Source organism: Mesorhizobium australafricanum (genome assembly GCF_033977265.1).
GTDB classification, from domain to species: Bacteria; Pseudomonadota; Alphaproteobacteria; order Rhizobiales; family Rhizobiaceae; genus Mesorhizobium; species Mesorhizobium australafricanum.
In genome coordinates this window covers 16,793-35,673 of record NZ_JAVIIT010000001.1, presented here as the reverse complement: position 1 = coordinate 35,673, position 18,881 = coordinate 16,793, and the positions used below count along the sequence as shown (strand labels likewise).

The 18,881-nt window shown below is 60.6% G+C and carries 21 protein-coding genes; 11 read left to right on the top strand and 10 right to left on the bottom strand.

What is annotated here, in order from left to right; all coding sequences use genetic code 11:
• Positions 1 to 16: 16 nt before the first annotated feature.
• Both RFM98_RS00185 and xth read left to right on the top strand, forming a co-directional pair.
• A complete protein-coding gene (locus tag RFM98_RS00185; RefSeq protein WP_320306957.1) occupies positions 17 to 718 on the top strand; it encodes a DUF4142 domain-containing protein in 702 nt (233 codons plus the stop codon).
• Between the two features lie 171 nt (positions 719 to 889).
• Positions 890 to 1,663 (top strand): exodeoxyribonuclease III, encoded by a 774-nt coding sequence (gene xth / locus RFM98_RS00180; RefSeq protein WP_430682229.1) that lies wholly within the window; start codon positions 890 to 892, stop codon positions 1,661 to 1,663.
• 69 nt (positions 1,664 to 1,732) lie between these two features.
• Here xth and RFM98_RS00175 read toward each other — a convergent pair whose 3' ends face one another.
• Both RFM98_RS00175 and RFM98_RS00170 read right to left on the bottom strand, forming a co-directional pair.
• Positions 1,733 to 2,572, bottom strand: coding sequence for a plasmid partitioning protein RepB C-terminal domain-containing protein (locus RFM98_RS00175; protein ID WP_320306956.1), 840 nt, complete (start codon positions 2,570 to 2,572; stop codon positions 1,733 to 1,735).
• Positions 2,569 to 4,131 carry a recombinase family protein gene (locus RFM98_RS00170; RefSeq protein WP_320306955.1) on the bottom strand — a complete coding sequence of 521 codons (1,563 nt, stop codon included), beginning with the start codon at positions 4,129 to 4,131 and terminating at the stop codon, positions 2,569 to 2,571. The genes RFM98_RS00175 and RFM98_RS00170 overlap by 4 nt, the downstream gene beginning before the upstream one ends.
• Before the next feature lie 64 nt (positions 4,132 to 4,195).
• Between RFM98_RS00170 and RFM98_RS00165 the strand changes: the two genes are divergently transcribed.
• From RFM98_RS00165 to RFM98_RS00155, 3 genes are all read left to right on the top strand, one after another.
• Positions 4,196 to 4,456, top strand: a complete 261-nt coding sequence (locus tag RFM98_RS00165) for a type II toxin-antitoxin system HicB family antitoxin (protein ID WP_320306954.1) — start codon at positions 4,196 to 4,198, stop codon at positions 4,454 to 4,456.
• A 178-nt stretch (positions 4,457 to 4,634) separates the two neighbouring features.
• A complete protein-coding gene (locus RFM98_RS00160; RefSeq protein WP_320306953.1) occupies positions 4,635 to 4,952 on the top strand; it encodes a YMGG-like glycine zipper-containing protein in 318 nt (105 codons plus the stop codon).
• A gap of 165 nt (positions 4,953 to 5,117) precedes the next feature.
• Entirely contained in the window at positions 5,118 to 6,269 is a 1,152-nt protein-coding gene (locus tag RFM98_RS00155) for an acyltransferase family protein (RefSeq protein WP_320306952.1), read from the top strand.
• A 56-nt stretch (positions 6,270 to 6,325) separates the two neighbouring features.
• On the opposite strand, the gene RFM98_RS00150 is transcribed toward RFM98_RS00155, so the two are convergent.
• The 5 genes from RFM98_RS00150 to RFM98_RS00130 form a co-directional block, all read right to left on the bottom strand.
• A complete protein-coding gene (locus tag RFM98_RS00150; RefSeq protein ID WP_320306951.1) occupies positions 6,326 to 7,486 on the bottom strand; it encodes an acyltransferase family protein in 1,161 nt (386 codons plus the stop codon).
• A 250-nt stretch (positions 7,487 to 7,736) separates the two neighbouring features.
• Positions 7,737 to 8,126, bottom strand: coding sequence for a hypothetical protein (locus RFM98_RS00145; RefSeq protein ID WP_320306950.1), 390 nt, complete (start codon positions 8,124 to 8,126; stop codon positions 7,737 to 7,739).
• A 247-nt stretch (positions 8,127 to 8,373) separates the two neighbouring features.
• Positions 8,374 to 8,775 (bottom strand): DUF2285 domain-containing protein, encoded by a 402-nt coding sequence (locus tag RFM98_RS00140; protein WP_320306949.1) that lies wholly within the window; start codon positions 8,773 to 8,775, stop codon positions 8,374 to 8,376.
• Between the two features lie 151 nt (positions 8,776 to 8,926).
• Positions 8,927 to 9,121: a transcriptional regulator domain-containing protein gene (locus RFM98_RS00135; protein WP_320306948.1), complete on the bottom strand. Its 195-nt coding sequence runs from the start codon at positions 9,119 to 9,121 to the stop codon at positions 8,927 to 8,929.
• A gap of 129 nt (positions 9,122 to 9,250) precedes the next feature.
• Positions 9,251 to 9,865 carry a Y4oE-related protein gene (locus RFM98_RS00130; RefSeq protein ID WP_320306947.1) on the bottom strand — a complete coding sequence of 205 codons (615 nt, stop codon included), beginning with the start codon at positions 9,863 to 9,865 and terminating at the stop codon, positions 9,251 to 9,253.
• A gap of 171 nt (positions 9,866 to 10,036) precedes the next feature.
• Between RFM98_RS00130 and RFM98_RS00125 the strand changes: the two genes are divergently transcribed.
• Positions 10,037 to 10,312, top strand: a complete 276-nt coding sequence (locus RFM98_RS00125) for a helix-turn-helix transcriptional regulator (protein WP_320306946.1) — start codon at positions 10,037 to 10,039, stop codon at positions 10,310 to 10,312.
• Between the two features lie 43 nt (positions 10,313 to 10,355).
• Here the strand turns inward: RFM98_RS00125 and RFM98_RS00120 are convergent, their stop codons facing one another.
• Both RFM98_RS00120 and pdxR read right to left on the bottom strand, forming a co-directional pair.
• Positions 10,356 to 10,682 carry a DUF736 domain-containing protein gene (locus tag RFM98_RS00120; RefSeq protein ID WP_320306945.1) on the bottom strand — a complete coding sequence of 109 codons (327 nt, stop codon included), beginning with the start codon at positions 10,680 to 10,682 and terminating at the stop codon, positions 10,356 to 10,358.
• A gap of 355 nt (positions 10,683 to 11,037) precedes the next feature.
• Entirely contained in the window at positions 11,038 to 12,450 is a 1,413-nt protein-coding gene (gene pdxR / locus RFM98_RS00115) for a MocR-like pyridoxine biosynthesis transcription factor PdxR (RefSeq protein ID WP_320306944.1), read from the bottom strand.
• Between the two features lie 82 nt (positions 12,451 to 12,532).
• On the opposite strand from pdxR, the gene RFM98_RS00110 reads away from it, so the two are divergent.
• Together RFM98_RS00110 and RFM98_RS00105 are read left to right on the top strand one after the other, a co-directional pair.
• Positions 12,533 to 13,702 (top strand): MFS transporter, encoded by a 1,170-nt coding sequence (locus RFM98_RS00110; RefSeq protein ID WP_320306943.1) that lies wholly within the window; start codon positions 12,533 to 12,535, stop codon positions 13,700 to 13,702.
• Positions 13,703 to 13,924: 222 nt separating this feature from the next.
• Positions 13,925 to 14,467 carry a dihydrofolate reductase family protein gene (locus RFM98_RS00105; protein ID WP_320306942.1) on the top strand — a complete coding sequence of 181 codons (543 nt, stop codon included), beginning with the start codon at positions 13,925 to 13,927 and terminating at the stop codon, positions 14,465 to 14,467.
• Between the two features lie 284 nt (positions 14,468 to 14,751).
• On the opposite strand, the gene RFM98_RS00100 is transcribed toward RFM98_RS00105, so the two are convergent.
• Positions 14,752 to 16,602, bottom strand: coding sequence for an adenylate/guanylate cyclase domain-containing protein (locus tag RFM98_RS00100; RefSeq protein ID WP_320306941.1), 1,851 nt, complete (start codon positions 16,600 to 16,602; stop codon positions 14,752 to 14,754).
• A gap of 527 nt (positions 16,603 to 17,129) precedes the next feature.
• Between RFM98_RS00100 and RFM98_RS00095 the strand changes: the two genes are divergently transcribed.
• The 3 genes from RFM98_RS00095 to RFM98_RS00085 all read left to right on the top strand — a co-directional run bounded on the left by RFM98_RS00095 (position 17,130) and on the right by RFM98_RS00085 (position 18,853).
• A complete protein-coding gene (locus RFM98_RS00095; RefSeq protein ID WP_320306940.1) occupies positions 17,130 to 17,507 on the top strand; it encodes a DUF1127 domain-containing protein in 378 nt (125 codons plus the stop codon).
• Positions 17,508 to 17,568: 61 nt separating this feature from the next.
• Complete coding sequence (locus RFM98_RS00090; RefSeq protein ID WP_320306939.1) at positions 17,569 to 18,009, top strand: nuclear transport factor 2 family protein; 441 nt, start codon at positions 17,569 to 17,571, stop codon at positions 18,007 to 18,009.
• 265 nt (positions 18,010 to 18,274) lie between these two features.
• A complete protein-coding gene (locus RFM98_RS00085) occupies positions 18,275 to 18,853 on the top strand; it encodes an OsmC family protein (RefSeq protein WP_320306938.1) in 579 nt (192 codons plus the stop codon).
• Positions 18,854 to 18,881: the final 28 nt, after the last annotated feature.

Sequence of the window (18,881 nt, the reverse complement as noted above, 5' to 3'; positions counted from 1 at the left end):
TTGGAGGGCATCATCTATGAAATTGCGTTTGCTATGGGCCGGGCTCTGCACGGCCGTCGCGCTGGGCTTTGCCCAGCCGGCGCTCAGTGCCGAAAAGGCTCAGGATTTCGTCAACAAGGCAGCCAAAGGCGGGATCTTCGAGGTCGAGTCCAGCAAGATCATCCAGGGCAAGCCAAAAGACCCAGCCATCAACGATTTCGCTCAGAAAATGATAACCGATCACGGCGCGGCCAACGCCAAACTGCAGTCGATCGCCGGCGAGCAGAAGCTTCAGGTTCCCGCCGAAACGGCCGCCAAGCACAAGAGCGATCTCGAGACGTTGAAATCGACCAACGGTTCGGTCGACCAGTCCTACGTGGAGATGCAGCAAGACGCGCATGCCGACGCGATCAAGCTGTTCCAGGACTATGCGGCCGACGGCGACAACGCGGATCTCAAGGCGTTTGCCCAGCAGACGTTGCCGGCGCTGAAGATGCACCAGGAAATGGTCGAAAAGATCGCCTCCGGCAAAACCGATGATACCGCGACCACCAGCACCGCACCCGCGGCGACGAGCACAGACCAGTCGAACGCATCCGCTCCGGTGCCTGGAGCGAACAGCTTCACGGAAGCGCAGGCGAAATCGCGAATCCAGGATGCCGGCTTCGCCAACGTCAGCGCGCTGACGAAGGACGACCAGGGCATTTGGCGCGGCACATTCGACGCCAGAGCCCTATGATGACATCGAGGCCGAACGCGATCGCGTTCGCCGAACCACACCGCTCTAAGAAATGCGGCCCCGTCGAACTCTCGAGGGGGCTTTTTCTTGCCAGGCGAGCGAGGCATCCGGCATTTTTGATCGTTTGCTCGGCTGGAGCATCTAAGGCAACCCCACGTAGGAACAGAGGGGATGATTCGGATCGCGACCTTCAACGTCAATGGTGTGAACGGCCGACTACCCGTGCTCCTGAAGTGGCTTGGCGAGACCGATTATGACATTGTCTGCCTCCAGGAGCTGAAAACGTCCGACGAGAAATTTCCCATCGAGTCAATACGGGACGCTGGCTTCGGCGCCATCTGGCACGGCCAGAAATCCTACAACGGGGTGGCAATCCTGGCGCGTGGAAGGTATCCGGTCGAGCGCCGCCGCGGCTTGCCGGGCGATCCCGATGATACGCACAGTCGCTACCTAGAGGCGGAGATCCACGGTCTCGTCGTCGGTTGCATCTACCTGCCGAACGGCAATCCGGCGCCAGGTCCCAAATTCGATTACAAGCTCCGCTGGTTCGACCGTCTCGTCGACTACAGCCAATCATTACTGGGCGAGCGCACGGTGCTTTGTGGTGACTACAACGTCGTCCCTACCGAAATCGATGCCGTTGTACCTCGGCGGTGGTTAGGCGATGCCGTATTCTTCCCCGAAAGCAGAAACGCCTACGCTCGCATGCTGAACCTGGGCTGGGTGGATGCGATGCGCCGGATCCACCCGGGCAAGGGCATCTACACCTACTGGAACTTCTCCTATCGCGGGGGTTACGATCGAAGCTCCGGCCTGCGCATGGATCATCTGCTTGTAAGCCCGTCAATTGCGGAGGGCATTCTGGCCGCCGGTGTCGATGTCGACACCCGTGGGTGGGAAAAGCCGAGCGATCACGCACCCGCGTGGATCGATATAGGCGGATAAAGCGCTTTCGACCAAAAACAAAGGGCTGCCCAAAGCTCGGCGGAGAATTCTTCAAATCCGCTCACTTGTTCAAACGGTCGGCGCGCGTTTCTGAAATCGACTTTCGCGAAAGTCAAGCAATCGTTGATATACCTCAAGATGCCCGGCAAAATTGCGCGCCATAAACCGCACTAGCGTGGGGTTGTTAAGCAATCTGTCAATATAACTCGTAACGGCGATCAGGTTGAGCACTGTTGCGCCATGGGTGCTGGCGACGCTCAGATATTCATGGCTGACCTTGGCTAGTTCAGTTTCCATGGCATCCAACTGCGACGGGGAGATGCCCTCATATTGCTTTCTTCGAGCAAAGGGATCGGCGAGCTGCGATCGTGGTGTGAGCGCGATCAAGATTCTCACCACTCGAAATTGCACGCGGTCCAACGCTAGCATGAGGCGCACGATTTCAACCTGCCGGCTCGGCACGACCTCTCGCAACAAGGGGAAAATCTTCAAGGGGGCGCCAAAATCGTTCAGGAGTTCGAGAGCCTCGAGACAGACACCGCCGACAAGCTGCGGCTCGGCCGCGAAGCTAAACGGGACCTGCTGTTCCTCAGAAAGGGAATTGGACCGGCTTGGCGAAACTTGCGTCAGGATCCAAGGCAGCGTTCCGAGATCATGCACATGCAGCAAGGCGCGGAACGCAGCGTTCGTTAGGATCTGACCGGTGGCGTTGACGACGCTTTCAAGCTGGCGCCGCGCCGCATCGGCTTCTCCGATGAAATCCTGCATCCGATCGAATTGGCGCTTGTAGGTCTGCAAGAACGCGGGGCCACGCAATGGATTCAGCGGCGCCTGCAAATCTTCGGTCAGACGAATGGCATGCCGGTTGTTCTCGGCGAAGCCCAGAAGCTCGGCCCTGGTCTTTTTCACGGAATTGCCGAAATCGGTTCCCGTCTCGCCATCTCCACCACGGGATCGAGCGAAGCGAAGAGGAAGGCATCAAGGCGCACGCCGTTGTTTGCGTTGAGCATGCGAAGGGCGGATTGCGCTTCATGCGCGGGCGCAATGAGGAAGTCACGGACAGTTTGATGATCAGGCTCCATTCTGATCAAAATCGTCACATCTGGCCCGACGAGACCCCGGTTCCAAAACATCCAGCGTGGATAGCCGGTGACGATAATCCGATAGCGCGCAATCCATATCGCGACGGAGAATTCTTCATTGACGCGCATAAGCCTTGTTTTGGGATCGTACAGTGCCGAACCACCGACCTTGTCAATTTTCGACATCAAGTCCTCGACGACTTGCTGCCGGATCTGTTTGAGCCGGTTGCTGACATCGAGTTTCCGATAGTTCGCCGACGCGTCGTATCCGATCAACTGATAGGCGGCCTTCATGCTTCCAAATCGGTGTACGTAAATGTTGGCTGAATGACAGAACGGGGCGGCGTCAATGATTGGGCTCGACAGCCTTCCCCGCTCCTTCAGGAGCTTGGTCAGATCGGCAAGCAGCTCCTCATCGGGCTTAAGGTAAGCACGCGCGCGCCTGACAGCTTGCGCGCGATCGAAAAGCGCCCGGGTCACGAGCGGCTCGATGACATTGTCGGCGCGAACAAATGCGCTTGGCGGATTTCTCACCCGATCGTGTAGAAGCCTATGGGATATTCGATTCCAGACATTGTTGCCGATATACTTCTCGCTCGCCAGTATTGTGCCCACGCATGCTTTGGTCCATGGTCTGCCGCGTTCGGTAACCAGGCCGCGAGCGTTTAATGCAGTCGCAATTTCGGCTTCCGTTTTCCCCTTCACGAACTGATTGAAGATCCGTCGTACGGTCGAGATCTCATTTTTTGGTCCCGGGACGAGAATGACACGGTCACTGGCCAGCCCTTTTCGCTCGTTGCGATGAAGCATTGCCTTGGGATTTCCGGAGCCGTCAACAAGAAGGCGCCTGAAGCCGTAGCCGGCGGGGCCACCGCCGCTGAAACCCAGTGCGACTATCCGGCTTTGACCGGCGAAGACCCTGTTCGACAGCATGCGGCTGTACTCCGCGGCCATGCTGCGTTTGATTGCCTTGAGCACGTCGGACCCGATGCTCCCATCGTTGACGAATAGCTCGGCGCAGAACTCGATCCGCACTCCAGCCATCTGGCACCGGTATTCATAAGTTGCGCTTTCATCGGTATTCTGGAAGCGCCCCCAACGGCTCACGTCATAGACAACGACGGTTTCGAAATCGGCGCGCCGGCTTTCGACATCATCCAATAGCCGCCGCAAGCCTGGGCGCCCCACGAGGCTGAGGCCACTTCGCCCGGGATCCTCATAGGTTGCAACAATGTCGTAACCCATGACGTTCGCATAATTGCGGATCGCATCTTTCTGGTTGTCGATCGAGTAGATCTGCCTTTCTGTGGACATGCGCAGATACTGGGCCGCGCGAACCCTTGGCCTCCCAAGGGGGCCGGCGGGAGCCGTTGCAAACTCGTCCATCGCCTTGCACCGTCGTGCTGGTGCTTTAAACTAGCGGTCGTTGACCGAGCGGCAAGGGAACGGAATGCGTCAATACGTCGGGCTGATCCATAAAGAGGACGCCAGCGATTATGGAGTGTCTTTCCCCGACTTTCCCGGTGTCGTCACGGCTGGTGCAACTCTTGATGAGGCCCGTGAGTTCGCGGAACAGGCCCTCGCTTTCCATGTCGAAGGAATGATCGAGGACGGTGCGCCGGTACCAAAACCTCCCCCGATCGAACAGATCGAGGCAGACCGGGACCATCCCGAACGCGCTTCCATCCTGGTGCCGCTGAAGATCAGCTGACCGCTTGGATATATACCGTCGCGAGCGACACCTTTCCCGTTTGGCAACCATGCCCTTCAACCGCCGGGAAACCTTGACTCATTTCGTGAGCGGCCTCCGCCGCCGTTCCGCCGCAATGCGACCGCACTCGGGCTTTGTTCGCCCCAGCAGTCCCCCGGGGCTTCAGAGGAGTCGAGTCATGTTTATCAAGAAGGCCATTCTGGCGGTGCTGATGACCGCGGCACTTGCCGGCTGTGAGACGCAGACCGAGGGCCAGCAGCGGGCCACAACCGGCGCATTGGTTGGTGGTGCCGGCGGCGCGTTGGTCGGCCAGGCGATCGGCGGCAACACCAAGAGCACCGTCATCGGCGCGGCGAGCGGCGCGCTGCTCGGAGCCGTCGTCGGCTCGGCCACCACGCCGCAGCGCCGCGGCGAGCAGCTCTGCCGCTACCAGGATCGCTACGGCCGCATCTACACCGCGCCTTGCGACGACCGGTACTACAACGGCAATTATTGATCGTGTTGGCTCTTCCTTCTCCCCGTGAACGGACCGTTCACGGGGAGAAGGTGCCCCGAAGGGTGGGGCAGCGCCAAGGTCTCAGATTCTGACACTGTCGAGTGCTGGAGGGGACGCACACCGGTCGCGTGCACCGCAAAAGGTTCTTGTGCGACGCAACAATCAATGCGTAGATGGGTTTGGGTAGGCTGGCGGCTTCAGGATGACCGGAGAGCGGATCTGAGACCGGAGACGACCCACTTCGACGCGTTGCACGGGTTGCGAGGCATCGCTGCCGTTCTGGTGATGCTTGGTCATTTCAGCGAGCTTACCGCGCAGCATCTTGATCTGGCGCCGTCAGGCTTTCTCGCCGTCGACCTGTTTTTTCTACTGAGCGGCTTCGTGATTGCCCACGCCTATGACGAGAAATTCCGAAAAGGGATGTCTTTCTGGCAATTCGCGGAGGCCCGTATCATCAGGCTTTACCCGTTATATTTCGCCGCCATCGGTGTCGCCATGGTCGGCGTGGGCGCGGTCATCGCAATGCAGGGGCTAGGCTCGTATTCGCGGCTGGATTTGCTTGCGAGCCTTGCGTTTTCCCTTCTTTTCCTGCCCACGCCGCCGTCGCTTTCAGTCGGTCCAGATGTGCTTTTTCCGCTGAACGGTCCGGCATGGTCGCTTTTCTATGAACTCGTCGCCAACGCGGTTTTCGCCGCACTGGCCCTGAGGCTTGCGCGCCGCTCGCTGGCCGCTATCTTCGGCCTTGGTTTCCTGGCGCTGGCGCTGATGGCCTGGGACGGCGTCATCCTGGGCGGCGGCGCCCATTGGGACGGCACGATCGCGGCTCCCGCCCGGATCGCCTTTTCGTTCTTCCTCGGGGTTTATCTGCGGCGATATGCGACCGGGGACAGCCGGGATGGCAATCTTTACATGCCGATCCTGCTCGCGCTTTGTGCGGGACTGATGATCTTCCGTCCCGCCGGAAATGCGCAATTGTACGATCTGGCGATTATTGTGCTGGTCTGGCCCTGGCTTGTTCTCACGGCTTCCCGCTTGCGGCTCTCGGGCTTCTGGCGCGCGATCGCCCTGTTCTCCGGCAATATCTCCTACGCCATCTATGCGCTTCACACGCCGCTGATCAGGATCGTGAACATCCTGGACGAATCCGTGACTGGAACCTTGTGGAACCAGCACGGCCTGCCATTCGTCGTGGGAACATCCATTCTCGTCATCGCGGTCTCGGCGTTCGCGCATTATGTCTACGACAAGAACGTCCGGACGTTGCTGCGGCATCTGCTTTCACTGCGGCGCGCAAGCGAGGGGGTGACGCAGTTCTAACCGAGGTCCTTATCGGACAATGCGCCGGACCAGCGATTTGCAACCATTGCCGATGCCTACTCGGCGGGACTTGGCTTCAGCGCCGGCTTCTTGCGCGCGAACCGCCGCAACACCGCGCGGCCCAGTTTCTGGCCGGGCATTTCGATGACCGTGTAGGTGACCCAGGACAGGAGACAAACCACGGGCAGCACGACCGCGAGCACGATGGCGAAGCGCAGCGGCACGCCGAGGCCGTCGCCATAGCGGGCAATGACGAATGCCGCCACGGGTTGCAGGACCAAAAGGTGGATCAGATAGATGCTGTAGGACAGTTCGCCGAGCACATGAAAGACGCCTCCGCCCAATGCGACCGCGATCTTTCGCGTCACGGCGCCCGCCTGGCCCGGCAGCATCCGGTAGAGGACGAGGGCAAAGAACCCGAGCACCAGCGCTTCGCGTATCAGGAGCTTCGAAAGGCCGTAGCCATCGCCGAAGGGGATGGCCGCGAGCGCCATGGCCAAGGCCAGGTGCAACAGCGGCCGCGGTTGCCTCTGCCCCAGAACGCCTGCCAGAAGCATGCCGCACAGGAAGACCTGTATCTTCAGCGGCAGCAATGACGGCATCGGGAAACGGACCGACATCCAACCAAGGACCATCACCGCGAAGCCGCCGAGCGCCGCCACGACTATCGCGCTCCAGACCCAGTCGAAACGGCGCACCAAAAGCATGAGCGCCGGGAAGACCGCGTAGAACTGCATTTCCAGCCCGAGGCTCCAGTCGGGCAGCGGCGTCCGGTAGGCGAGGTTCGGGGAAAGGCCGAACAGGAATGTCAGGTGGGCGACAATGTTCTTCAGGCCGCTGTCGAGGAAGCGCTCGGGCGCCTGCGGCGCGCGCTGCAGGAATGCATCGATGACCATCCGCGATTCATAAAGATACGGGCCGAGCGCCAGTGCAAAGAACAGCATGACGTAGAACAGCGGCGCGATGCGGAAATAACGCCGCGTCCAGAATTTGAGCCAGGTCTCGGGCCTTTGCCAGGGCTCCTTGTCCCGGCGCAGTTGATAGTGAAACACCATCAGGAAGCCGGACAGCATGATGAAGAGATCGACGCCGAGCGCAGGATCGCCAAGCACCGGAACATGCCAGCCGGTGAGGAGCAGGCAGTGGCCGACCAGCACCCACAATGCGGCGGCAGCGCGAAGGCCGTCCAGGCATTCGATGCGCGATGACTCGGTCATGCTTTCTCCATGTTGCATTGCAGCATGGTCACCGAAGTGGGAATGTCAACCCGGTTCGGCTTTAGGGCGAGAGCCGAGGTGCTCGAAGTGCAGTTCGGGAGCCGGAAGCGGACTGGCGGTTTTCGGGAAGTGGCAAATGTAAGCTGTACGACCGAGATGCGGCGCAAAGCGGACGTTGCAAGGCGGTGACTGCGCTTCTGCCAGTTGGCCGTCTTCGGATGATCTAAAGGGAGCTGACCGGGCTGTGGTCTCATGGCTCCAAAATCGTCGAGCGAAGAAGAGCCTGCATGTGCTCTGGCAGATCGAGTTCGCCTCGCGCCTCGATCGATAAAAGATATCGAGCCTTAGCTAGGCGATCGCTCGCGCTGACCGCAGGACATGCACAGATAGCCAACAGCGCCCTCTCCTCCTCCCGGGTGGCTCGGTCGTAGCTGCTGCTGGCACCTATCTCGTGGACGACCTTGCCGAACGCGGCGTATGCCGTCATGTGAGCTTCGATCAGCGCCAATAATTTGCTGGGCGGCGACTCTGCAGCGCATGCTGTTTCCACCACTGTCGGCGCGAAGACGACGGCGCTGGAATGGAAGAGCAAGACGCGGCGGTTGATCTTGCTCGTAGTGATCTTTCCTCGTTCTTTCATGCCAAGGCATCCCCGGATGTTGAGAACTTTGCCGGGCAGTGTAACACGACGACTCGCGCCATTATGTCAGGATGGATAAGAGTCCCCCTCCGGCAACCTCAAGGTTCTGCGAGCCGTCATGAATGTCCGATTCAGGTGCACAAATTGACTTCTACGGCCGGCGTGAGGCACAAAGCGGCCGTTTCCCTTCAGGATCGAAATCACCTTCGGCTTGCAAACAGTCAAGAAAGCGGCGGGCTGAACCCTTTCAGGAATCACGCCGGCGCGCGCGCAGCAATTGGCGATAGCCGCGCTCAACCATCTTCACACCGTCCCGCACGAGACGATGCGTCTGGTAGCGAAAGGCCGAGTCATGCCAATCGGCCGCACTGACCAGCCGCCGGCCGAACAAGGCGGTCGCGACTTCAAAGTGGGATGCCTGCTCTTCCCGGCCATCGAGGCATCGCAGCATATGGCCAAGGCGCCGGCGCCGGGCCGCGTTCAATCGGGCATCGGGAAGGTGTTGCCTGTGGATCGAGCGGATGAATCGCTCAATCGCCTGAAGTCGATCCTGCGCCATCTCATCGAGCGGAATGATCGCGGCGAGCGGCTCGCCCGGCTGAGCGTCACCGAGAAGCGCCAGTTGCGTACCGCCCAGCGAAGACCGCATGTGAAGGCCGATCTCGTCATGCAGGCCGGCGGCAAGCGGGACGTCGGAAGTGCCTCGCCCGGCGCGCAAGCCCGGCGGAACCTCGACAAGGTTGACGACCCCAGGGTCGACCTCAGGCGCCCAATAGACGGGCTGCTCGACTGCGGACTGATCAGGCCTGGCTGCGAAACTGCAAACCCCATCGCTTGCGCAACGCGCGCGTCGCTTTGACGGAGCGGGAGGTCGCGAAGTCCCGCTGATACTGCGGGTTTCGCCGCAGGAACTCCCAGGCAATCACATCGGCGGGGGCGCCTTTGACGAACGCATATGCCTGTGGGTCACGCCACTGCGATGTATCCGGCTTCATCCGGACCCCTCCCTTCTCAAGGATTTGATAGGGGGACGCGGCGTTGTGCGAAATCCTTGGATTCCGTCATTGACGAATAGACGAGTGGCGATCCCGACGCCGTGCGGTCAGGTCGGACTTTTGCGATGCCTACTGGCTTGCGCCTTGCAGTGTCTTGAATGTGTTCGTCCAGGCGCGATAGGCGTCATCGTCGCCTTGGCACCACGCACCGAAGGCGCGCCAGGCCGCGACAGACGATGCGGGCTGCTCGAGCAGTGAGCCGACCGACTGGTCGCCGGCGGGCCAGCTGGCTGGCCTATTGCTTATCGCGTCCTGCGTGAGGCGCCGCAGGTCAGCCAATGCTGAGCGGATGTGCTGTAGCGGGAATTCGCAGAGGTCTGTGTTATCACTTGCCTCCCTAACGACGACTGCAAGCTTGGCGACCACACCCGCCAAGGATTCAGCAGGCGTCCCAGCAAATTCAGTCAACAAGGCTTCGGCCGTCTCAGCGTCACCCTGCTCCGTGGACCGAGCATCGAGATAGCTGCGGTCGGCGATATCCCCCTCCCCGCGCCCGATGACACCGGTAGACAAGAGAGCGCCGCTCTCAAAAAGATCCTCCTCCGCCTGCTGCTGCCGCACACACGAGGCCAGCATCGCAACGTGCGCATGAATCCAGGCAACAGATAGAGCCACGACCGGATCCACTGCCGGCTGATCGACGACGATCGATGAGATTTGTGAAGCTGACCGTTTTCCACTCACTCGTGCGCCCTTTCTCACTCGTGACGAAAGGACAAGTCGTGGCTATTGTCAGAATCAGCGAAGATTCTGAGCTATCAACGACATCGTGCAGGTGGGCCGAGCGAAGCTATTCCGCCAGACCTCATCAATGACTTCCGTAGGGTTTGATACTAAAAGCGGCTTTTTTGACCTATGTCAACCAAAAAGAACGATTTTGAGAGCGAAACAATTTCTGTTCAGCAGTGTCGCGCTGCAAGAGCAATGCTCGAATGGAGTCAGGGCGACCTGGCCGAGGCAGCTGCTGTTTCGAGGACTACGATAGTAGACTTCGAGAGGAGTATTCGTATTCCGCACCGAAACAACCTTGCTGCGATCCGCCGTGCGTTCGAGGCAGCGGGTATAGAATTCCTGGCGGAGAATGGCGGCGGCGCTGGCCTGCGATTTGCACGAAGGTCGGATCGGACCTAGAAACCTCTCGCCCGGCGCGATTGCCAGGCGAGAGGATCCTGGTTCACTCACCGTTGCGGCGGCTGGGGCGGGACCAGATGAGGCTGTGGCCCTCGCCTTCCTCGTCGGCGAAGAGGTTGGCGTAGATCGGAGCGGTGAAGCTCGGATCGTCCAGCTTGAGCCCGAGATAATCGCGACCCTCGTTGGAGCGCTTGGACCAGGCGGCGCCGATCTCGGCCTTGCCGACCACGACGCGGTGGCTTGGAGCGTTCTCGCCGCTGGCGCGGGTGTCGGCGACGATGCGCACGTTCTTGGCCTGGACGCTGAGGGTGACGATCTCGCCAGTGAACTCGTTCGCATTGGTCTTCTTGAAAGTGCCGATGGTAGCCATTTTCAGTCTCCGTTTTCTTCGTTTCCGAGCCCGCACCATGCGACCTCGATGGCGATCGTCGGGCCGAAGGCGACCGCCGCCGCATCGCTTGCGACCGCAGCAAAGCGCAGGATGGCGCGGCGCGCGTTTCTTGTTTCCGCGAGGAATGGGCTTCGCCCAGGGGAAGAAACGCGCGACGCGCCATTGCGGCATAGGCGGTCGAGGCTTCAGCCGTCCTTCGGCCAGATCAGCCCGTTCGAGAGGTCGTTTGGTGCGCTCTGTGAGATGAAGGAGAGAGGCAATGCCGATGTCATGAGCGAGCAATCGCTGATGGAGAATTTCTTCCCGGCCGGTGCCGACAGTTATCCGGATCCGACTAAGGGCCGACTTCATGCCGCTGCGCTGCCCGAACGGCCTTGGCCAAGAGCCTCACGCTGGAGGCAATAGCGCTATCAGTGATGCGGCCATAACCAACGAACAAACGACGCGGTCCTTCTGCGGTCAGTGAGTATCTGCCGAGCCCCTCGGTCGCCAATCCCCATTCCCGCAGACCAGAGACGATTTGGGCTTCGTCGGCGCGGGTAAGTTCGGAGGGCAATCGTAATGTCACGTGAAGACCTGCTGCCGTGCCTTCGATTTCAAGCTCCGGGAGCTCTGCCGCAAGGCAATCGAGAAGGTGCTTCCTACGGTCACGGTAGATTCGCCGCATTTTCCGCAAATGCCGGTCGTACGCGCCCGTTTCGAGGAGATGGGCCAAGGCATCCTGTTCGATCCGGGGAGATCCCTCTTTCCACCGGCGCAGTTCGGCATCCATGGGCCGCACCAGTTCCGGCGGCACCACGAGCCAGCCAATCCGGAGTGCCGGAGCGAGCGTCTTGCTTGCAGTCCCGGCATATATGACGCGATCCGCGGCAAGACCCTGTAGCGCTCCGACCGGCGCTTGGTCGTACCGGAACTCAGCATCATAGTCGTCCTCCAGCACATAGCCATCATGTTGCTCGAGCCATCTGACGAGGCGCAGCCGGCGGCCTGCGCTGAGCACGCCGCCGATCGGAAATTGATGCGACGGAGTGATCAATGCGCCTTCCGCACCCGTTGCGATAAGTTGATCGACATCGATTCCCTGCTCATCGACCGGGATGGGCACTCTCTGGAGACCCGCTTTGTCGACGGCGACCCAATCGCTGTAACCTGGATCCTCGACGGCGACCCTGCGAAGCCCGGCGGCTCGCATTACAACGCAGGCCAATGCCCGTCCTTCCGCGAAGCCACTGGTGATGAAAATGTGAGATGGATCAGCGACGAGTCCCCGCACCCGGCCAAGATAGTCTGCGAGCGCTGATCGCAGCCTCGGGCTTCCGCGAATATCCCCATAGCCAAGATCGTTGGCCGGGACGGCATTGAGCACGGTCCGTATGGCGCTGGCCCAGGCTTTGCGCGGGAAGAGTCCAACGTCCGGCATCGCCGGGCGAAGATCGTAGCGGATCGGCTGTTCACGCTTCTCCTCAAGCGGGGGAGCGACACGCGCCGCCCCAGATGCGACGATCGGCCGAGCACCGCGCCGGACGATCAGGAAACCTTCAGCGGCCAGCTGCGCGTAAGCGTCTACGACAAGTGGCCGAGATATGCCCAGCTGGGCGGCAAGCGCGCGCGTCGACGGGAGCACGACGCCTGGGCGCAAAATGCCAGCGCGGATGTGCGCGAGCAGCTCCCGGCGCACTTGGTGTCCCAGGCTCTCTTTACCGTTCCGGTCGATTTCCAGCGCTAGGTCGGCGATCAATCTGGACAACTATTCTATCACCAAAGTGGTCATGTCTCTTGGACCAGTAGCACGCTACACGATAGCTCGTCACCCGCGAAGGAGAAGCGACATGGCCGCCACCGCAGTTACCATCCATTCAGACAAGGACGCTGCAGGGCCGATCTTCACGGCCTCAATGCTCGGGATGGCTGGTGTCATGTTTTCAGCGATGAGCAGCTTCTACCTGCTTCTGTCGGCGATTGCGGCGCATGCGGCGAGCCTCGGTGGGGCTGGTGCTGCCGGGCACGCGACGGGTGCATTGATGGCGGCCACCATCGGCGGTGAAATCGCCGCGCCACGGATCATCGCTGCCTGCGGTCGGAAAGGGTCGCTGGTGTTGGCGGTTGGCGTGTTCGGGACAGCTTGCCTGATGGCATTCCCCTCATCGCTTGCACTACTCCTCCTCAATTGTCTCGTCCGCGGTTTCGCCCTCGGCGTGTTGCTGGTCGCCGCCTCTGGCATCTCGGCCAAGTTGGCACCTCCCTCACGTCGGGCAGAGGCAATGAGCCTCTATGGTGTCGCTTCTGCGGTTCCGGCAATCCTTGCGGTGCCGCTCGGCCCGTGGGTCCTCTCTCATCTCGGTCCGTCGATGACAGCCTTGGGTGGCAGCGGCCTGGCTGTTATCGCACTCGGGGCCACCGCCGTCCTCCCGGTCGATGTCAGGCGTGATGATAACCGGGACCACAGGATGCCGCCATGGCGCGTCGTTGCCATCCCGGCGACATCCTTGGCCTGCGGCGCAATCCTCGTTGGCGCCGCGGTCGCCATTCTTCCACTGGCGCATCCCGAGGCGAGCAATGGTGCGATCATGCTTGGACTGCTGTTCCAGGGCGCCGGTGCCGCCTTCACCCGCTGGGCCTCTGCCCGGCAGGTCGATCGCCATGGGCCAAAGGCTCCGACCGGTGCGGGCCTTGCGAGCTGCGCACTTGCCGCGGTCTGCCTGGCCCTCCCCAGCCAAGAAGCGATGCTTACTGGGATGCTGCTGAGCGGGATGGCCTTCGGCGTGCTGCAGAGCGCAACCTTTGCTGACGTCTTGTCGCGGGCCGCTCCCTCGCAGGGGGATGGCGCGGGGGCCTTGTGGAACGTGGCCTACGATGCAGGCCTGGGCGTCGGCGGACTGGCCGTCGCCGCACTTGCCACTTCGGTGGGCTTTAGCGCCGCATTCGCTGCGACCGCCGTCTTGTTCGCGCTCGTCACGCTGTTCGCTCTCAAGCCGGATGGGGGGATCACCCAATGCTGAGACGACAGTTCCTCACCGGGCTCCATCCTCGCCTCCGCAGCAATCCCAACCAGCGCAATATCCAAGGAGGATGACGGGTACGGGGGCGAGCGCTGGGCGCTCGAGGCGCCGGGCCCGCAACACCACCCCAACCACCCTGGAACGCTGGGCCGAAGCTGCCTTGCGTGCATCACGTCACGCCGCCTGAACTGACAACCACTCATTGAACAGGAGGATTCCAAGATGAGAAAGCTGATCGAAACTACGCTGATGTCGCTGGACGGGGTGGTCGGCTCGCCATGGGCCTGGACCGGGTCGTACTTTGACGCGGAGAGCCGCAGCCACGCGCTCGCCGCGCTGGATCGCTACGACGCTTTCCTGTTCGGTCGCGTCACCTACGAGACGTTCGCGGCGACCTGGTCTCAGGTGAGGGACGACGCCTACCTTGACCGGATCAACGCGATGCCGAAGTACGTCGCCTCGACGACCCTGCGCGAGACGACCTGGAACGCGACGCTGCTCAAGGGCGACGTCGTCGAGGAGATCCGCCGCCTCAAGCAGCAGCCGGGCAAGGATCTTGTCAAGTACGGAACCGGCAGGCTCGATCGAACGCTCCTCGAGCACCATCTCATCGACGAGATCCAGGTCTGGATCATCCCGGTCATCGTCGGGAAGGGACAGCGCCTCTACGACGCAATCGACCCCGCAAGCCTAAAGCTCAAGCTCGAGGCGCAGAAGGTGTTCGGCAACGGCTCCGTCCTGCTGACCTACGTTCCGGAGCGATGAGGACCAGTTACCGCGGGCCGGGGACCTCGAAGTGCCGGGCCCGCGCAACACCGCCCGAACCACGCTGGAACGTTAGGCCGAGGCGTCTCCGGTGCATCACGGCACACCGCCTGAACTGGCATACTTTAAAGAACCGAGAGATTCCGAAAATTAGAAAAGCTCATTCTGCAGATGCAGATGTCGGTCGACGGCTTTGTTGGCGCCACGCCAGAGGCTTTACACGTGGGTCGAAACCTAATCCCACCAGGAGTGCGCCGACACTCGGCCCGCCTCGCAACCGAAAACTATTTCATTGGCAATCCCGCAGCTACGAGGTCGGACACCTGTCGGTCAATTACTGCACGATTGATGTGAAACGTCATGTCTCTCCAGCGCACGGCTGTGTACCATGGTTGCATTTTCAATGCCTTCGCAACTTCGCTGTGCGCGTCGTCGGTTTTGCCTAGGTGCATATCGTTTATGGCACGCAGCAAGGGAACGGTTATCTGGATGTCCGCCGTCTTGGCGATCAGCAGAGCAGACTCGGCGTATTGCTCGATATCTGTTAAGGCGTTGGCCTTCACCATGAGGTAATAATCGGCGAAGTTCGGGTCGTTCCTGAGCCCGTAGTCAGCGCGTTCGACAGCCTTGTCCGTCAAGCCATTGAAGCGGGCGGCCTGCGACAGGTCGCCGATCAGAAATGCATCTCCCGGCGATAGCGCGATCACCTCGTCTGACCTTCGGAGAGATAAATCGAACTTTCCTTCATAGGCGCTGACGTAGACGGACGACCACAAACAGCTTTTTTTTGCGTCGGGCCCGAGGTTGGCCCGCGGAAGGACCTTTGCTTCAAGTTCGGACGCAGCCTGCCAGTGCTCCTTAGGTTTGTTGTCGAACGCCAGGTTGGCCGCCAAAACGTGATCCCAGGCGAGTCCGCACGACAACAGCGAGGAGTCGGGAAATTTGGCGAGGCCCTCAAGAATTATGTCCGTCGCCTTCACCAGGCTCTCTGGCGTGAACTGCCCGAAGAAGAAATTGGATCGAAGGAAGTAGTCGTACTCTTCGAGATCAGGCGTGTCCTTTTCCCACACCTTCTTATATTCGCTGTCATACATTTTACCGCGCTGGCCGCCGAGGGTGCCGATGATGCGTTCGATCACCTCGTCCTGCAGCGCAAGCGGATTGTTGCCAGTGCGATCGAACTTTTCCGCCCAGAGATTTTCGCCTGTATGTGCGTCGATCAACTGCGCGGAGATGCGCACCCGGTCCGTTTCCTTCCAGATGCTGCCTTCGATGACATACGCCGCGTTTAGCTCCTGGCCGATCTGGCGAACGTCGGTTGGCTTATTCTTATAGACGAAGGTCGAGCTTCGCGAGAGCACTTTGAGTTCGGTGACACCTGCTAGCATGGAGATCAGATTGTCTGTCATGCCGTCGCTGAAATATTCCAGCGCCGGTTCACCGCTCATGTTCTTGAACGGCAGAACCGCAACGGTTGGGATACCACTCTGATCTATCTTCCGCTTCGTTCCATAGGACTGCCACCACGCGACCGCCGTGATTGCTACGATAAGCGATATTATCGCCGCTATGGTGGCTAGCCGAGAGCGGTCGCGGCTCGCGCGCCGGGGTAAAGCCTTGCCGTCGATCGTAACACGATAGGCTTCCACCGGTTCCGCGATGTTCTTGACCCTATGCGGGCCCATCGGCTGAAAGCCAAACGCCAGCTTCTTCTCGACCTCGCGCGCGACCTTCGCTGAAACCCAAATGCCGCCCGGTTCGGCAAGTTGTTCGAGCCGGGCAGCGATGTTCACGCCCTCGCCGAACCGATCGTCGCCGTCGACGATCACCTCGCCGAGATTGACCCCGATGCGCATTTCGACACGGTGGTCTTGCGGCAACGAAGCATTTCTCTCCGCCAACCCGCGCTGTAGGGAAACCGCGCATTCCATTACCTCGACGACAGAAGGGAATTCCGCCAGCAGCCCGTCGCCCATCAGCTTGAAGATGGTGCCATGATGCCGCGCTATGGTCGGCTCGAGAAGTTCCATACGACCGGCACGCACTCGCTCATGCGTCCCCGCCTCGTCCCGTTCCATCATGGCCGAATATCCGACAACGTCGGCGGCAAGGATGGCGGCGAGCTTGCGGTCCATTGCGGAACACTCTTTGGGCGGCCGTACCTCAGAGGCAAGGCGACCAACCCCTCCAGGTCCCTATCAGCTTCGCCCATCAGAACCTCGCTCGCAAGCTTTACCGAAGCAACGGTTCGATTTGGACGGAAAGCGTAGATTTTTGTGGCCGGGAGTTCGAGGACTGGCGGAGCCGCGGGAGATGATCTCGGCGAGCGCATCAATCGACTGTAATGAGAGTTCGATTTCATCCGCCAACTCTACAGCAGCTCAGTGCTGAGACTCAGTGAGGATACCCTGCGATGAGGGCCTCTGGCGAAAGGGCGCTTGAGCGAATTCGCGGTTAGTCGTAACCGATGATTTCCGGTGTCGGAGGGACGCAATAATCGACGGAATGACCGACATGAGGCGCAAATCTGTCGTTCGCGTCTCGACCAGACTGAATGGCTGAATTGGGTAGGTAGCCGACTTCAACCTAAGGCGGCTCCGACTAGGCTGAGACAGGATTTCGTAGGGGCGATTGCAGCTTCGAAATCAACTGTGGCGTGTGAATGGCGCACGACAATTACCTCGAATACTGCGTGAATTTCCACGGTAGTTCCAACGCTGGTTTCTCCGGCGGCGCCGCATTGTTCCTCCATCGACGGCGCGATGATCGCGTCGCAATGATGGAGACAAAAATGACAACGCTTGACCGTACAAATCATGAGACCGCTGATGCCGGATTCAAACTTTATGGCTTCATACGCCACGCCGTGCGGCTAACTTACTACGTTCTAAAGGTGCGCAACGAGCGCGCCGCACTACAGGCAACGCCCGACTATCTGCTGAAGGACATGGGCATCTCGCGCTCCGAAATCCTTCACTACACCTCGATACGCTATGCGATGCTCAATCAGGGCAGAATGGATACCGGGAATTTCAGATGATGGTCGGCTGCCTGCTTGCTGACCGGGCAAGCGGCGGATCATCGGCCGAAAGATGAAAGTGATGGAAGATCAACCCTATTCCGTATCCGCCAATGTCCGTGCCGCGCTCGATTTCCTCGAGGCGATCGAGCGCGGCGACGCTGCCGCGGCCAGTCGTGCCTATGACGCTCAGGCCATTCAGACCGAATTGCCGAATGCCTTGAAGCCTCGGGGTGACAGGCGCGGCGTGGAGCAGCTCGCCGCCGATTTCGAGCGCGGCAGGAAACTGCTGGCAAGGCAGACTTACGAAGTCGGCGCCGTGACCGCGCAAATGAACCGCGTCGTGCTGGAGGTCAAATGGACCGGCATCGTCGCAAGCGACTTCGGCAAGCTCAAAGCCGGTGATGCCATGGTGGCTCACAGCGCCATTTGTTTCGATTTCCGGGACGGCAAGATCGTGGCGCAACGCAACTACGACTGCTTCGAGAGCCAGCCCCTCCCGAGCCTCGATCTCGCGAGATAGCGACACCGCCGACCATTCCCTCAATCTCGACCTGACCTCCGGGCGGCCCTTGCCACCTGGAGTTTTTTGCGTGAGCCTGCCTCCGAAACCCACAGCGGGTCGCGCGCGCCGCCGCTTCCATCCCGTTCCAAAAGAACCGCAGCCGCGCAGATTCCACGGAAGCCGCATCAAAAAATCCACGATCGCATCCACTCTCGTTCACACGCTGCGAGCCCAGAGGAATGTCGTCCGGCAAACAAGCCGCACCAACCTTTGGAGAGACGAAATGCAACCCAACACCAAGCCTGCACGTGGACCGCTTAACGGCGTCGATACGCCGAATTTGCTCGCGACGATCAACTTTGTCGCCGGTCAGCCGGAACTCGCCAAGTTCCAGTTCCGCGCTCACAACCAGTGGGTTGAAGGCACGCATTCCAAGAGCGCCATGCTCGGCTTCTACGGCGCCGGCCAGGAGCAGAACCACGCCAGGGCGACATATGCCGACAGCGACCACCCGACGGTCCTGTGCGGCGCGGATCGCGGCCCGACGCCCGTCGAGTGGCTGCTGCACGGGCTGGCGAGCTGCCTTATGGCGGGTGTCGCGAACATCGCGGCAGCGCGCGGCATCAAGCTGACGAAGGTGCAGTGCGCGGTGGACGGCGATATCGACCTGCGCGGCATACTGGGCATCTCGGAGGAGGTCCGCAACGGCTTCCAGAACATCCAGGTTTCCTTCGAGATCGAAGGCGATGCTCCGGCGGAAAAGCTGAACCAGTTGATCGAACAGGCCCGTGCCCGCTCGGCCGTGTTCGACGTGCTGACCAACGGCGTGCCGGTGACCGTCGGCATCAAAACCATCCAGTGAGCGATGGAAAGGCGGTCCGGATCAACTT